The 14622-nt window shown below is 40.0% G+C and carries 12 protein-coding genes and 1 riboswitch; of the genes, 2 read left to right on the plus strand and 10 right to left on the minus strand.

Translation table 11 applies throughout. The features are described from left to right. Positions 1-40 precede the first annotated feature (40 nt). Positions 41-2938 (plus strand): hypothetical protein, encoded by a 2898-nt coding sequence (locus RIB54_RS03970; RefSeq protein ID WP_350099389.1) that lies wholly within the window; start codon positions 41-43, stop codon positions 2936-2938. Between the two features lie 144 nt (positions 2939-3082). Here the strand turns inward: RIB54_RS03970 and RIB54_RS03975 are convergent, their stop codons facing one another. The 10 genes from RIB54_RS03975 to RIB54_RS04020 all read right to left on the minus strand — a co-directional run bounded on the left by RIB54_RS03975 (position 3083) and on the right by RIB54_RS04020 (position 13708). Further along, on the minus strand, positions 3083-3442 hold the full coding sequence (locus RIB54_RS03975; protein WP_350099390.1) for a hypothetical protein: 360 nt from the start codon (positions 3440-3442) through the stop codon (positions 3083-3085). 89 nt (positions 3443-3531) lie between these two features. Next, positions 3532-4185: a phosphoadenylyl-sulfate reductase gene (locus tag RIB54_RS03980; protein ID WP_350099392.1), complete on the minus strand. Its 654-nt coding sequence runs from the start codon at positions 4183-4185 to the stop codon at positions 3532-3534. A gap of 9 nt (positions 4186-4194) precedes the next feature. Beyond that, a complete protein-coding gene (locus RIB54_RS03985; protein WP_350099393.1) occupies positions 4195-4779 on the minus strand; it encodes a precorrin-2 dehydrogenase/sirohydrochlorin ferrochelatase family protein in 585 nt (194 codons plus the stop codon). Then, positions 4766-5530 carry a uroporphyrinogen-III C-methyltransferase gene (gene cobA, locus RIB54_RS03990; RefSeq protein WP_350099394.1) on the minus strand — a complete coding sequence of 255 codons (765 nt, stop codon included), beginning with the start codon at positions 5528-5530 and terminating at the stop codon, positions 4766-4768. The genes RIB54_RS03985 and cobA overlap by 14 nt, the downstream gene beginning before the upstream one ends. A gap of 2 nt (positions 5531-5532) precedes the next feature. Next, positions 5533-7659, minus strand: a complete 2127-nt coding sequence (locus RIB54_RS03995; RefSeq protein ID WP_350099395.1) for a ferredoxin-like domain-containing protein — start codon at positions 7657-7659, stop codon at positions 5533-5535. 2 nt (positions 7660-7661) lie between these two features. Continuing rightward, on the minus strand, positions 7662-8867 hold the full coding sequence (locus tag RIB54_RS04000; protein WP_350099396.1) for a trans-sulfuration enzyme family protein: 1206 nt from the start codon (positions 8865-8867) through the stop codon (positions 7662-7664). Further along, positions 8860-9207: a 4Fe-4S binding protein gene (locus RIB54_RS04005; protein WP_350099397.1), complete on the minus strand. Its 348-nt coding sequence runs from the start codon at positions 9205-9207 to the stop codon at positions 8860-8862. The genes RIB54_RS04000 and RIB54_RS04005 overlap by 8 nt, the downstream gene beginning before the upstream one ends. 198 nt (positions 9208-9405) lie before the next feature. Beyond that, a riboswitch (SAM riboswitch) is annotated at positions 9406-9513 on the minus strand. 108 nt (positions 9514-9621) lie between these two features. After that, positions 9622-11082, minus strand: a complete 1461-nt coding sequence (locus tag RIB54_RS04010; protein ID WP_350099398.1) for a TolC family protein — start codon at positions 11080-11082, stop codon at positions 9622-9624. Then, a complete protein-coding gene (locus tag RIB54_RS04015; protein ID WP_350069757.1) occupies positions 11075-12415 on the minus strand; it encodes an ABC transporter permease in 1341 nt (446 codons plus the stop codon). The genes RIB54_RS04010 and RIB54_RS04015 overlap by 8 nt, the downstream gene beginning before the upstream one ends. 15 nt (positions 12416-12430) lie before the next feature. Further along, entirely contained in the window at positions 12431-13708 is a 1278-nt protein-coding gene (locus RIB54_RS04020) for an efflux RND transporter periplasmic adaptor subunit (RefSeq protein WP_350069754.1), read from the minus strand. 136 nt (positions 13709-13844) lie between these two features. Between RIB54_RS04020 and RIB54_RS04025 the strand changes: the two genes are divergently transcribed. Continuing rightward, positions 13845-14615 (plus strand): class I SAM-dependent methyltransferase, encoded by a 771-nt coding sequence (locus RIB54_RS04025; RefSeq protein ID WP_350099399.1) that lies wholly within the window; start codon positions 13845-13847, stop codon positions 14613-14615. Positions 14616-14622: the final 7 nt, after the last annotated feature.

Genomic DNA, 14622 nt, shown 5'->3' on the forward strand with positions numbered 1-14622 from the left:
CAGCAATCACACGAAGAGTTCACTTTCAATGCTTAGACAATTGAATCCTGAACAAATTAGACTTCTCAAAAATCGAAATACAGAAAATAAAGTTTGGGTAAAAATTGTGAACTCAGAAAATAAAGAATACAAAAATCGTATTCTTAAAGTCCCTGGTCAAAAGCATTTTGATATATATGAAGATGGTTTTGGCAGAGAGAATATTGATTTTTTAAATGTCATATTGTCCCAAGAATGGATTTCGAGATTCTTAAAAGAAGCTGATGGAAAGATTCGCTACACGAAATTTATGGAAAGCAATCCAGGGCTGAGTGAAATTGATGTTTACTACCAAAATGTTATTGCGCTTTCGGGTGCTAATGATAACAAGATAGGCGCATTAGAAAAGGAGATAAAAGAATTTCAAAACCGCATTTCGGATAACTTAGAAAAAGACCTATTGTCTAAAGTGAACGAGCAAATAGCAAATGTTAATGAGTTTGAAAAGAACGACACACTGAATGAAATTGAAATTACGGCTACTCAGAAAGAAATTTCAGATTTTCAGGATGCTCTAACTGATATAATTGCTGATGATTCTGAAATTAAGAAATTAGAAAAACTACTCACAAATATAGAGTTGGCACAAAATGGTGATACTGACTTTCTCTCATGCAAGCAGTATTTTGAAGAGTTAAGAAAATTATCAGAAACCGATGGAAGGAAGAAAATAATAAATGAGAACCTACTTGATTTCAAAAAACTGGCAGCTACGACTAATGAAATAGCCAATAAGGAAAAGTCAAAAGCTGAAATCTCAACACAATTAAAAGCACTACACGAGATTGAAAAATCAATTCCTTCCTACAATGATACGCTTTCAAAAATCGCAGCAAAAAATGAGATCAAAAATCAACATCAGCAAAAATTAGAAAAGCTTCGAGCAGATATAGAAGAAAGTAATCGCAAGCTAATAGAAATTGAAGGTGCTAGCAAGAAGTTTGAAAGGCAACGACTGGAAGTTAACGAACAATTGGCGAAGATTCCCGAATTTAACAGGAACCATGAGGCACTAATAAAGTCAACAAAGTCATTAAAGGAGGAGCTCGAGTCACAGCGTGAGAAAGCTTTAAAATCACAAACTGACTATTCTAAAATCGAAGCAGAAGTCAAGGAACTAGAAAAGGTTATTGGGGAATTTGATTCAGGTTTATATTCTGAAACCAGCCTAGATAAAAATAAAGAGCAAATACAGAATCTCAAACAACTTGAAGCACTTGAATTACATCTATTAAAGTTAAAGAAAGAATTGCAGTCCATACAAGAACGTATTGACTCACAAGAATCGCTCAATAAAACTCTTAGTGAATTCATCGCTTCTGGTCTTGCCATCGTAAACAAACAGGAGGCTGACACTTGCCCTCTTTGCTCACAGACTTATGATAATCATCAAACTCTGGCGGATAGAATATTGAACAATAATGCCCTCACTGAGTCCATCAAGGTATTGCTACAAGAACGCTCAAATAAGCAAGTGGAAATAGATGAGAATGTCGCTTCGGTAAATAAACTATCTAAGGATATTAAGCAGTTTTACTTCAAAAAGTTAAATGATTTACAAAATCAACTAAAGATTGCTAAAGAACTTAAAGAAACAGAGAATAGTGTAATAGATGAACTAGCCAAGCAATTGAAAGCAGAAAATGAAAGGCTCATTGATTTAATGTCAGGTTTTCAAGAGGATTCTATTGAAGTCTATGAGAAAAGGCTCAAAGCAGATTTAGAGCATATTCAAGCGTCCAAAAAAGACGGTGATATAAAAGTTGAGATTAAGAAAGAAGCCCATGAAAAGTTAGAGTCCAACAAAAATGAACTTTCAGAAAACATTGAACTTCTGAATTCTGAAATCAAGGATTTGAGAAATAATAAAGATTATAATAAAGTTCTCCTATGGCTGAATGATTATGAACGGGGTGAAACAGCAATAGCTCAATTTGTTAAAAGCAAAATAAAAAGCACCAAGGATAAGTCCGATGAATTAGATGAGCTATTAATTAGTCTCAAAAGAGATTTAGAAGAATTCAAGGAAAAACTAAAAAAACTAAATGAAGAAAGACTAAAACAAGACTTAGAAGAAGTTGATAAAAGGATTCATGTAATGGAATCTCGTATTTCAACCTATGAAAGTCATCTAAAAAATAATCTACAAATAACTACCAATGGCCTCACTAGTGAAACGCTAAACGTTTCACTAAAAACACAGGAATCTTTAACAAAAGAGAGGTTGAAGAAAGCAGAAAATTACAAGATAGAGATAAATAAACTTAAAGGCTACTCTGAGAATATTCTTCCCTACTTACAGTCGGAACAAGCTAAGGTAGATTTAGAGAATGCAGAGGAAGAGTTGAAATTTTTAAAGGACAAGGTAAGTGTGTCTCTAAAAACAGAGATTGAGAAGACAAAAAATCATTTAGATCAAAAGATTAAAGATTTCTTTTACGAGGATTTAATTAACGACATTTATGGGAAGATTGACCCTCATCCTAGCTTTAAAAACGTGAAGTTTCTAGCAACCTTTACTGATGAAAGTCCAAGTCTTGATGTATATGTGAAGGGGGGGACAGAGGATGATGACAAGGATAGTCTCATCCCAAATTTATATTTTAGTACAGCCCAAATAAATATTCTGAGCCTCAGTATTTTTCTAGCTTCAGCCCTTAATTCGAAAACTTATGACTGCATTTTTATAGATGACCCAATCCAATCTATGGATAGCATCAATGTTCTTTCCACCATAGATCTGCTTAGAAGTATAGTGGTAAATAATAAGAAGCAAATCATTCTATCCACACACGATGAGAATTTCCATAATCTGCTAAAGATGAAGATTCCGCCTAGTTTATTTAAATCGAAGTTTTTGGAATTAGAGTATTTCGGTAAGTTGAAAAAAGGAAAGTAATTTTAGGAAAAGGCAGGTAATTCTATAAAAGAGGTCAAAATAATGAGAGGGTAGAATAACGGAGCTGAAAATAAAAACCTCCGCCTAATATGGTATATGAAGTTATAACTGTCTCTCGGCTGGCCAAGCTTCATAAACAATCCTTCACCCCACAATATCCCCAGTCTCCATACCGCACTCCTTCCTTTTCTTTTTGAGCTTAAACTTCCAGAAAGGGCCGTTTCTAAAGGTAATGGCCAGCTTGGCAAACAGGTTGTGCATCAGTCGCTGTACCTCATTTTTGTTAGGTGAGGCACCTTTGGGCTGGATCAAATACACAAAGCCCATCTCCTGCGTCACCTCCTCCATACAAGGATTGCCGATCAGCAGGTCTTTGGCCGTGTTTTTCACCCATTGTATAGGGCGCTTTTTCTTGTAGTCCCGCTTGTTGGATTTGTATTTAGGGGATTTTGTTGTGGTACCGGTGTCACCAAATTCAAGTTTGTCATTGGACTCCTGAGCCAACAGTGAAGTGCTAACTAGAAAAAATATACTGAGTAAAATACATCTGAACACGCCTAAAAATAGCAATAGTTTTGAACACCGCCTATAGTTTAAGCATGCAACCCACACTCTGCCTTAAAACTATCTACCCATCGCCCTTCACGGCCTATACCCTTAACTGTACAGTTCTCGCAACCCACTGAATGATAGCCCTCTGGCAACAGAGGATGCTCCGGCAGCTCGTTGATGTACTTATATAGCTCTACTTCTTTTTGGGTCATATCTAGTAGCACATTAAACTTCACAATATCAGGCTTCTCCTCAAAAATTTTCATCTTAGCCCTGTTAGCATTCTGATACCTCAATACACCAGAAATCCAGAGGTCATGCTTCAGCTTTAGCTCATCTACGGGCATCACCTTATTAATATGGCAGCATAGGTCCTGGTTAAACTGGTAGGTCTTATGCTCACTGGTAAATTTATGGCGGTTTTCCGGTGCTTTAATGTCAATAACATTCAGTTTTAGCTGCTCCTGCAGTTGCTCTTTATATTGAATCGTTTGTTTAAAATGATAGCCAGTGTCTATAAAATAGATCGGGTGGCCAGGGTTCACCTTACTGATCAAATGCAGCAGCACTACCGAGGAAGTACCAAAAGATGAAGTGGCCAGCACCCTCGGGCTCTCAAAATCATTAAACAACTTCTCCATCCGCATCAGCGGGGAGAGGTAGTGGTATTTATCGTTAAGACTCTTAATATCCATGATGTCAATTTATTTTATCAAACTGCTGGTCAGCTCATTTAGCTGCGATACCTTGGAAGCAAAATCTCCTTTTAACCTGTTTCTGAAATGATTAAGGTTTTTTAACAGTTCATCGGTATCCTCCGGCAGTGCTTCTTCTAATAATTCCCTGAACCTTTTAGCAAAGGTGGGCGACTGCCCATTGGTAGAAATGCCTATTTTCAGCTGTCCTTTAGTCACGGTTGACCCCAAATAGAAATCGCACAAGTCAGGGGTGTCAGCCACATTGACCAATAGCTTTTTGGCCTTGGCGGCATTTCTCACCCTCAGGTTCACTTCACGGCTATCGGTAGCGGCTATCACCACATCTATGGTGCTGTCAATGTCAGTTGGACCAAAAGGTTTTACCACCCACTGAATGTTACGGTTCTTGGCGGCCAGCTGGATCAGCGGATCTGACACCTCCCGACCCACAATTTTCACCTTTGCCTTAGGGTCATTTTTCAATAAGGCTTCAAGCTTCTCCTGCCCTACAAAGCCACCACCAACTATCAACACCTTGAGCTGGGAGAGCTTTAAGAATACCGGAAAAAGGTTGTTTCTAGGCGATTGCATAAGCTAATGGTTGATTTAAGTAATCTACTTTGATCTGGTCAAGCTCCTGTCCCACCACTTCACCGGCAACTATAATCGCTGGCGATTTAATTTGCTCCTTCTCAGCCAACTCCACAATATTGTCCATTGTAGTTTTAATCACTTGGGCATCCGGGCGTGAACCTTTGCTAATAATGGCTATAGGTAATTTATCCTTACCATGAGCTCGATATGCTTCAACTATCACTTTGAGTTTACCCAGCCCCATCAGGAATATTCCTGTAGCTGTAGACTGAGCCACCAAAGTCACATCTTTACTCAGCTCACCCTTGCAAGTAGTGGCTGTCACCACCCAAAAGCTTTCATTGGTACCGCGTAATGTCAATGGAATATCATACAACCCAGGCAGGTTTACACTTGAGATGCCTATCACACTTTCTGTTTTTATCCCAAAGGCTTTGGCTATCGCCAGCTCTTCATACCCTCTGGCAAACACAAAAGGATCTCCACCTTTCAGTCGCACTACATGACCGTGCTTTAGCGCATTGTCAACAATGAGTTTATGAATCTCATCCTGTGAGTGGCTGTGCTGACCAGCCCTTTTGCCTACATATATTTTGATGGCTTCTTTTGGTGCATACTCCAGCAGACTTTCGTCTACCAGCGCATCGTATAATACCACATCTGCTTTGGCTATCGCCTTTATTCCTTTCAGGCTTATAAGTTCAGGATCACCTGGCCCTGCACCTACTAATGTTAATTTCGGTTCCATAATTATGCTTTATAAAAGTCGGTGATCACTAATTTATCTTCACTCTTCTGAGCTGCACGGTATTGTTTTACCAGTTCGATGAAGGCGCTTGCCTCTTCATAATATTTAGAGACAAATGGCTCCTCGGGCTTATTTTTATTAATCTTCAATACAAAATCCTCAAAGCTTCCATCAATCCCAATTTTGGAGCTTGTCACAAAATACTCATCAAAATCTTTGATGATGCCTATCTGCGTGTTACAGGAGATGTCGTCATTGAGCAACAAAGCTTTTGCACCTACAATAATGGCATGATAGCTATTGTAAACTGAGTCAGTATAAGACCCATTGTCCAATGCCTCTTTGGCGTAATGCAACTTCTCTTCAGCATCCAAAATGATGGTTCCTACTACATCCAGGCTCACTCCGGCACATTCTCCTGTGCCTATCTCAGGCACAAAATCCACATTATGACCCCAGTCAACGTACTCGCTATCTTCAATAGTAGTGATATCTCCCAAAGATTTTAAAAGGCTGTAGAAGTACCGCTTTCCCTGACGAGCATAGTAGTTATTGAAATATTCATCGTCATAGGCATTGGTTTCATAATCATCAAAAATTGTTCTGAAGGCATTCAGTATTCGCTTGCTCGGGAGCTTTATAACCTTATCAGCAATAGTATGATTTCCATCGGCATCTACACCTCCACCAAGTACCAACTGCAATGCTGGCACTACCTTTTCCCCATTTTTGATGGAGCTACCGTGCAAACCAATATTGGCTATCATGTGCTGGCCGCAGGAATTCATACAGCCACTGATTTTTATGGTCAGAAAGTTCTCGGTTATCAGGTGCTCATATTCATCAGCTATTAACTTTTCAATTTCAAGCGCCACACCTGTTGAGTTAGTCACTCCCAAATTGCAGGTGTCTGTACCCGGACAGGCAGTTACGTCCAGTACCTTATCGGCTCCGGGCTCTCCCAAGTCCAACTCCTGAAGCTTAGCATACAAGTATTCAAGCGCCTCTTCTTTCACAAATTTGAAAAGCAGGTTTTGAGTGACTGTTATTCTTATATCATCGGAAGCCACCTCATTAGCCAGTTCAGCAAGTTTGTAAGCAACAGGTGCAGATATATTTCCTAAAGGGATTTTTACATAAACAGCGAAATAACCATCCTGCTTTTGCTTAATGACATTGGTGGTTTTCCAAAGTAAAAACCCGCTTTGGTTTACAGTTACTTTTGGTAGCTTTTTAGTTTTTTCAATAGCTATAACAAACTCATCTTTAGGTTGAATCTCGATCCGTTGTGCTTTTAAAGCTTTGCGCTCCTCTTGAACTAATTTCAAGAAGCCTCCAAGTCCAAGTCCTTTATCTTGAATTAAATATTTCAAACGTGCTTTGTATCGCTTCTCTCGCTCTCCATAGCGATCAAAAACCCTGAGTCCAGCTTCAATAAATGGTATCAGTTCATTGGCTGGCAAAAATTCAAAAGCCTCCTGAGCGACCATACTCTGAGCTCCCAAACCACCACCAACTACCACCCTAAAGCCACGGACATTAGCTTTAATCTTTGGAATAAAACCAAAATCATGAAGAAAGGTGAATGCCGAGTCTTTGTAGCTAGATGAGAAGGCAATTTTTATCTTCCTTCCCATTTCCTCGCACAAAGGGTTTCTCAGAAAGTAATTAAAAACAGCATCCACATAAGGCGCTACATCAAATGGCTCATCAGGGTCAATGCCGGCTATGGAAGAAGCAGTGATATTTCTTACGGTATTGCCACAAGCCTCACGAGCAGTGATACCCACTTCCTCCATTTTGTTAAGTATCTCTGGAGTATCCTCCAACTTGATATAATGAAGCTGTATATTTTGCCTGGTAGTCAGGTGTAAGTTTCCATTGGTGTAGGTCTCGGCCAATTCACCCATTCTTATCAGCTGGGTAGGTGTAATTTTTCCATAAGGAAATTTCGTCCTGAACATTTGTACACCAAACTGGCGCTGGCCATATACACCTCTGGTCAATCGAAATTGCTTGAATTTCTCTTCATCTATTTCACCACTCTTAAAGCGGTTGATTTTAGTGTCAAGTTCAATAATGTCTTTTTTGGCCGCTAGGCTTACTTTTTCAGATATTGTAATACTCATGATTATCTGGTTAATGTTTTTACTAATTGAGGTTTTGAAAGCTTTATCGCATTTTCAATGTCCTCGAGAATGTCGTTGATATTTTCCAACCCTACTGATATCCGAATCAGTCCAGGTGTTATCCCCACTCTGTCACGCTCTTCGCTGGTGAGCTTGGCATGTGTAGTGGTTGCAGGGTGCGTTACTATCGTTCTGGTGTCTCCAAGATTTGCCGTTATAGACAGCATTTTTAGGTTATCAATAAACTCAATGGCACGCTCCAATCCGCCTTTGAGCTCAATGGTGATAATCCCACCACCCATGGTCATTTGCTTTTTGGCTAGCTCATACTGAGGATGTGATTTTAGAAATGGGTATTTCACATTCACAAACTCGGGATGTCCTTCAAGATATTCGGCAATAGCTAAAGCACTATTGGAGTGTCTTTCCATTCTGATAGGCAATGTCTCAAGGCTCTTTGCTAACAGCCACGCATTAAATGGCGATAGTGAAGGCCCAGTGTGGCGGGAGAAAAACCTCACTTTCTCTATCAATTCCCTTTTACCAAGAATTGCTCCTCCAATAGTCCTGCCCTGACCGTCAATAAATTTGGTGGTTGAATGACAAACCAGATCAGCACCATAGTTGGCAGGCTTTTGCAGATATGGCGTGGCAAAGCAATTGTCAACTATCAAAGTCAGGTTATGCTCTTTGGCCAGTTTACCAAGCCATTCCAAATCCACTAGATCAAGGCCGGGATTTGAAGGAGTTTCTACAAAAATGACTTTGGTAGTTTTCTCCAAAAGACTTTCCCACTCCTCGGGTTTATCCAAATCGGCATACGTATACGAGATGCCCCACTTTGGAAATATCTGGGTAAGAATCTGATGTGTTGACCCAAATAGAGACCTTGCAGCCAGTATGTGATCTCCAGAATTTAGCAATGCGGCCATAGCTGTAAACATGGCCGCCATACCTGAAGCCGTGGCAATACCGTCCTCCGTCTCTTCAAGGTTAACCAGTTTCTGAATCAGTTCTGTAGTGTTAGGGTTGGTATATCTGGTATAAATATCACCTGGCACCTCATCAGCAAACATGGCTCTTGCCTCTTCTGAGTTATCAAAGGCAAAGCTTGAGTTCATAAAGATGGCACTGGAATGTGCTCTTTGCGAACGCTCCAACTCGGTTCTTACCGCATTGGTATCAAAATGTTTATAGTTATTACTCATTGTGTAACCAGCTTTTTTTGGCCAATAATTCTTCTTCCTCTTCCACATAATCAGGATCCGGTACGCAGCAGTCTACCGGGCAGACAGCAGCACATTGTGGTTCTTCATGGAAGCCCATACATTCGGTACATTTCGCGGAAACGATATAGTAGAATTCGTCAGAAACAGGTTCCTGCTCTTCAGAGCCGGATTGCAAACTGCCATCTTCAAGCTCAACTTCTTGTAGCGATGTGCCGCCAGCCCATGTCCATAGAGCACCACCCTCATAGATGGCTGTATTGGGGCATTCGGGTTCACAAGCCCCGCAGTTAATACATTCGTCAGTTATCATTATAGCCATGATCACTTAGTTTTTTTAAGAAATAGAAAAAAGGATTTTTTAAACAGGCTTATGGATTAAGCCTTAGCAAACGTCAATCTGGGATCTGAAATCTTATCAGATCGGCACAGGGATTAACAGCAACAACAGCAGCAGACTACAGATGAAGTCTCTGACAATCGTTGAATCGGAAAAGTAAAATGATTGGTCATTGTTATTAATTTATATTCTTCAACTGTATCAGTTGAACCAAGATTTAGCACCTTTCCATTTTGGCGGTTGCTAGTGCTTCATAGAGCTTGGTCTCTCCACACTTCTTTATAAATCAATCACTGATGTGAATGAATTCTGGGACAATTATAGAAAATAAAATTTCAGTTGCAAAAAGAAAAAACAAATTTGTCGTCTACTGACAAATTTGTTTTCCCGTATTGTCTAGTTGTTTTCTGGTGTATATAACAGCTGCTTGCTGGAAAAATCATATAGTGTAAGCCTTCTCAAATCAAAATAAGCTGACCAGAATGAGCGTAAAGAATTAATATAGCTTCGCTTGGCGTTATCCTTTTCTGTTAAGGCAATGTTCAAATTGGTAATATCAATTTTTCCTATCAAATAGCGGTTTTGAGCCACTTTATAACGCTCCTGCGCCACTTCATCAGACTTTTTGGTAATCTCCAACTGAACCCTTAAAACTTCAAACTGGCGCACCATTGTCAAGATCTCCTGCTCAAAATTTTGTTCATCCTGAGCGATCACATAATCGTTTAATCTTTGGTTGGCCAAGGCTGTCCTCATCCTTGCTTTATTTCTTCCCCAATCTATGAGCGGAATATTAAAACTCACATTAAATCTTTGCTGATTATTGGTGTTAGTGTAAAGATCATCATAATTATCACTAGCATTGTTCAATCCAAACGAGGCTGTCATATCCGTTTGGAAACGTTCTGCCCTGGCCTGTGCCACCTCGCGTTCCGCTTCAATCTTTCGTCTTTCAAAGGCTATGAAATCTGCCCGGTTATTTTGAGCATGGGTCAATGCTTCTGAATAATCCACATCAAACTCAGGGATGGATTCAGGTAATATCAGCTCAAACTCGCGCTCATCCATTAGACCTGTAAATGACCGCAATTGCAACCTGGCCGTTTCCATATCCAGCTGAGCCTGAGCTACATCCTGTTGTGATCGTAGAAGCTGAAGTTCCACTTGTAGCAATTTATCCTTCGAGGTTGTTCCAATATTATACCTTCCCTGTTCTATTTTATAAATGGTATCGTTATTGGCCAAGTTGAATTGAGCAATTTGCTGATTGATCTGTGCATCCAGAAAGGAAAAGAACCGATCTACCGCTGTTCGCGAAATAGCCTCCTTTTGCTCAACATATTCCCTTTTAGATTCTTCATAACGCAATGGCTCTGTTCTCCTGTCCCATTTCAAATCGTTGAACCCAAATAGTGGTTGGTTTAACCTAACGTTAAAGAGTGTAGAGTTATACTGATTGATATTACGCTCCAAGTCGTCAAAATAATTGAGGTTGGAGTTAATGGAAATATTGCCTCCGGTCCAGTACAATGGCTGCTCAATTCCCAAATTGGCAAATGAACTTATCTGCTCCCTGCTTTGGAAAACTATGGTACCATCGTCAATCCTGTTGCTAAAGAAATCGCGGTTATAATCCGGCAAGGTGCCATTCAAACGCAACTGCGGGCTGTAATTGGATTTGTAAAACCTATACTGCCAATACCTGTTCTCCTTTCTTGTTTCTGCCTGCTTTGCAGCAGGAGACTGGTTTATGGCCCTGTCAATGATGTCTTCTAAAGTGAATTGGCTTTTTTGTGCAAACACAATACTGCTCAGCAGCATTAGAATAATTCCTAATGTGTATTTTTTATTATTCATATCGTAAAGATGAAATAGGGTCTTGTTGAGCAGCTCTTCTGGCCGGGGCAATTCCGAAAATCAACCCCACAGTGGCAGCTACTCCAAATGATAATATAATAGATGAGACTGAAATGATAGTTGGTATTTCAGCAATTTCAGAAACTACAAAGGCCAGTGTCACACCAAGTATTATTCCAATAATACCTCCCGAAACACTGATCATAACCGCTTCAAAAACGAATTGGTAAATGATATCAGTTTTCTTTGCACCAATGGCCAACCTAAGGCCAATTTCTTTAATCCGCTCTAAAACGGAGGCCAGCATAATGTTCATGATACCGATACCACCTACTAACAGGGAAATTCCAGCTATGGCCCCCAAAACAAAATTGAAAATGTTTTTTGTCCGCTGTTGCTGTTTTAGCAAAAGCTCCGGAATAGTAATCTCATAATCAACCGTTTCAAAATGTCGCCTTTTCAATATCCTTGAAACGATTTCTGAGATACTCAGCATTTTCTCGGTATCGTTTACCTGAAGTACAAGCCTATCCAATTGATGATAGTTTACTGACTGTTTTGGTTCGCTACTCTGGTTCGCGTCATTATCCATATTGGCAGCTCTTTTTATCAAAGCTTCCGTAATCAGCGCGCGGTTCTTATACCTTATCAGTACGGTTTTCAATGGAGTATACACGTCCATGTTATAATTTCTGATCCCCAGGTTTTCAATACTTTTCTCACTTATCAGCCGCTCTTCCAAAACACCAATAACCATCAGCCAGTGTGCCCCCACTTTTATCATCTTCCCAATAGGGTCCTGCGTACTGAAGAATTTGGATTTAATACTTTGGCCGATGATACAAACCGCTTCGCCTTTTAATAGCTGCTCACTATTGAAAAACTTACCCTGGCTCAAGGTGAAGTTAGAGATATCAAAATAGTTATTTTCAACTCCTACAAGCTTGGCTGTTCTCCTGATCCCATTTTTGATAATATATGTTTCCAGCAAAATCTCAGGACTGATCTTTTCAATTCCAGGCACAACTTCCTGAATACTGCGGACATCATTGAGGGTCAGTCCAGGTGAGAAGTTTTTGTCTTCCTTATTTGATGTTGAAGATTCTACTTCTTCCTCTGTTTGCTCTACAATAGGCGTAATTACAATGTTATTGACACCCACCAGCTTGATTTGTTCGAGAATCTCCTTTTGCGCACCGTTACCAATCGCTAACATGGCAATTACCGCTGCTACACCAAATATGATACCCAGTGCGGTGAGTATGGAACGCATCTTATTAGCCAATACAGCATCAAAGGCTATATAAAAACTAGATAGTAAATTTTTGTACATAACAGAAAGACAGGTTTAGTTCTGATCAGCTAAAGACCTGTCTTCCTCTTTCAAATAGGCTATTGGAGCACTTTCCATGTCCTTTGGAATGGATAAATAGAGTTTCTCCCCTTCTTCAACCCCTTCTTTTATCAGCGCTTCGTTGGCATTGATCTGCCCTACTTTTACTTCTTTCTTCTCGAAACCAAGACCCACTTTTTTAACCACATAAGTAATGGAATCGCCCTGACTGTGCAGGCATTCCAGCGGTACGAAAACCACATCTGGAATTGTCTCAGCTATGATATTGTTTGAAGTGGTCATTGCGGGACGTAGTGTTGTATCAGACTCATTGATCAAAATGCTTACCTGAAAAACCTTAGAGTCTGAATTTGGCTTTTGCTCACCTATATTGGCCACGTTGATAACCTTGCCAGTAAGTTTTTTATCGGGATAGGCATCTAGTCCAATGTTAACTTTTTGCCCCTGGCTGATGGATCTGATGTCCACCTCATTGACATAGGTTTTAGAAATCATTGTTGTCAGATCAGGTAATGTGGCCACTACAGGGTCCCATGCACCAATGGTAGATCCTACGCCTTTTTTTGTGCCGTTCCACTCACGCTGATAAACTACCATGCCGGGTTCAGGGGCAGTAATGGTAAATTTCTTTCTTATCTCATCCAGGAAGTTGAATTTACTCTGATCATCTGCCAGCTCTGCTGCGGCCTCCTGCATTTGGGCTACAGCTTTTTGTGATTTTAGTTTATAATTTTCTTTGGCCTGCTCATACTCCCTTTTCGATTTTGCAAGGTTGATTTCCGCCTGCTTAATTGTAGCCGGGGGCTCAAATTGAGATTGCGAAAGAATAATCTCCTTCTCCTCCACACCATATTTCAAATTGATGAGTTCATCGCGGGCTGCCCTTAGTTCAAGGGCTGTATCAAGCTTGGTTTGTGTGTATTTGGATAGACTTTGCTGAAGCTCGTTTTGTCTGTTTTGGATCTTGTCAGATAACTCAGACTGATCAAGGCGTGCTATATAGCCTCCTTTTTCAACTACAGTACCTTCATCAACAATATGATCAATTTTAACCTGCCAAATTTGGGCAGCCCTTAAACCCGAAGGGCCGAGAATCTTAACTGATTTCTCAGCTTCAAGCTCGCCTGTGGTTGTAACTTCTACCTTAAATGTTCCGCGTTTAGCTTCTACAAAAACTTCACCCTGAACATCACTAACACCATCTGAGAAGAACCAGATGACTAGTAAAAGAGCAATAACTGCTCCTCCACCGATTAAGACCTTTTTTTTCATTTGTTGTTATATTATTTCTAACCAAAGTTATGTAATATGACTAAACTTTTAGTTACCAGTTGAATAAAGCTAACGCCACACATATAATTTAATTGTTTTTAATGCAGGAAGCCATTTTTTATATCTTTGCGGCATCTTGAAAAGCATCATTAGTTTCATATTAAGAAATGTGCCCCGCAAGTACATTCAGCTTGTAAGTGGCCCTACTCTGAAGGTCATCGGACTTTTTCTTAGGGGCAATAAGGTCACCTGTCCAATTATAGGTCGTAGTTATCGTAAGTTTTTGCCTTATGGCCGGGTAAATCCAAGACCAAATGCACTGTGCCCTGATTCATTATCGCTGGAAAGGCACAGGCTCCTTTGGCTATACCTAAAGCAAAAGACAAACTTCTTCAATGAACAGTTGCATTTTTTGCACATTGCCCCTGAGCAATGTTTTATGAAAGCCTTTGCAAAACAGCACAAAGATGGGTACATCACAGCGGATATTGAATCTCCATTGGCTAAGGTGAAAATGGATGTTCATAACATCCCTTTTGAAGAGAATACTTTTGATGTTGCCATGTGTAACCATGTAATGGAGCATGTAGATGATGATATAAAGGCCATGAGTGAAATCTACAGGGTGCTTAAACCCGGGGGATGGGCTATTATGCAGGTGCCATTTTTTAGCCCGGTGGGAAGTGTTACTTATGAGGATAAAAGTATTGTAGATCCTAAGGAGCGTGAAAGCGTTTATGGTCAGGACGATCATGTGAGACTTTACGGTCATGACTACCCGGATAGAATCAGACAAGCGGGATTTGAAGTTATTGAAGACCGTTTTATTGATGAATTAGGTAAAGATAAAATTAAAAAATACGCACTTCCCGCTAATGAAACTATCTTCTTTTGTAAGAAAAACTAGTTAGCAC

This window comes from Fulvivirga sp., assembly GCF_040218215.1.
GTDB lineage: Bacteria > Bacteroidota > Bacteroidia > Cytophagales > Cyclobacteriaceae > Fulvivirga.

Coding starts and splice junctions, on each gene's coding strand:
- RIB54_RS03980 (WP_350099392.1), bottom strand. CDS start 4,185: ATGGATATTAAGAGTCTTAACGATAAATACCACTACCTCTCCCCGCTG.
- RIB54_RS03985 (WP_350099393.1), bottom strand. CDS start 4,779: ATGCAATCGCCTAGAAACAACCTTTTTCCGGTATTCTTAAAGCTCTCC.
- cobA (WP_350099394.1), bottom strand. CDS start 5,530: ATGGAACCGAAATTAACATTAGTAGGTGCAGGGCCAGGTGATCCTGAA.
- RIB54_RS03995 (WP_350099395.1), bottom strand. CDS start 7,659: ATGAGTATTACAATATCTGAAAAAGTAAGCCTAGCGGCCAAAAAAGAC.
- RIB54_RS04000 (WP_350099396.1), bottom strand. CDS start 8,867: ATGAGTAATAACTATAAACATTTTGATACCAATGCGGTAAGAACCGAG.
- RIB54_RS04005 (WP_350099397.1), bottom strand. CDS start 9,207: ATGGCTATAATGATAACTGACGAATGTATTAACTGCGGGGCTTGTGAA.
- RIB54_RS04010 (WP_350099398.1), bottom strand. CDS start 11,082: ATGAATAATAAAAAATACACATTAGGAATTATTCTAATGCTGCTGAGC.
- RIB54_RS04015 (WP_350069757.1), bottom strand. CDS start 12,415: ATGTACAAAAATTTACTATCTAGTTTTTATATAGCCTTTGATGCTGTA.
- RIB54_RS04020 (WP_350069754.1), bottom strand. CDS start 13,708: ATGAAAAAAAAGGTCTTAATCGGTGGAGGAGCAGTTATTGCTCTTTTA.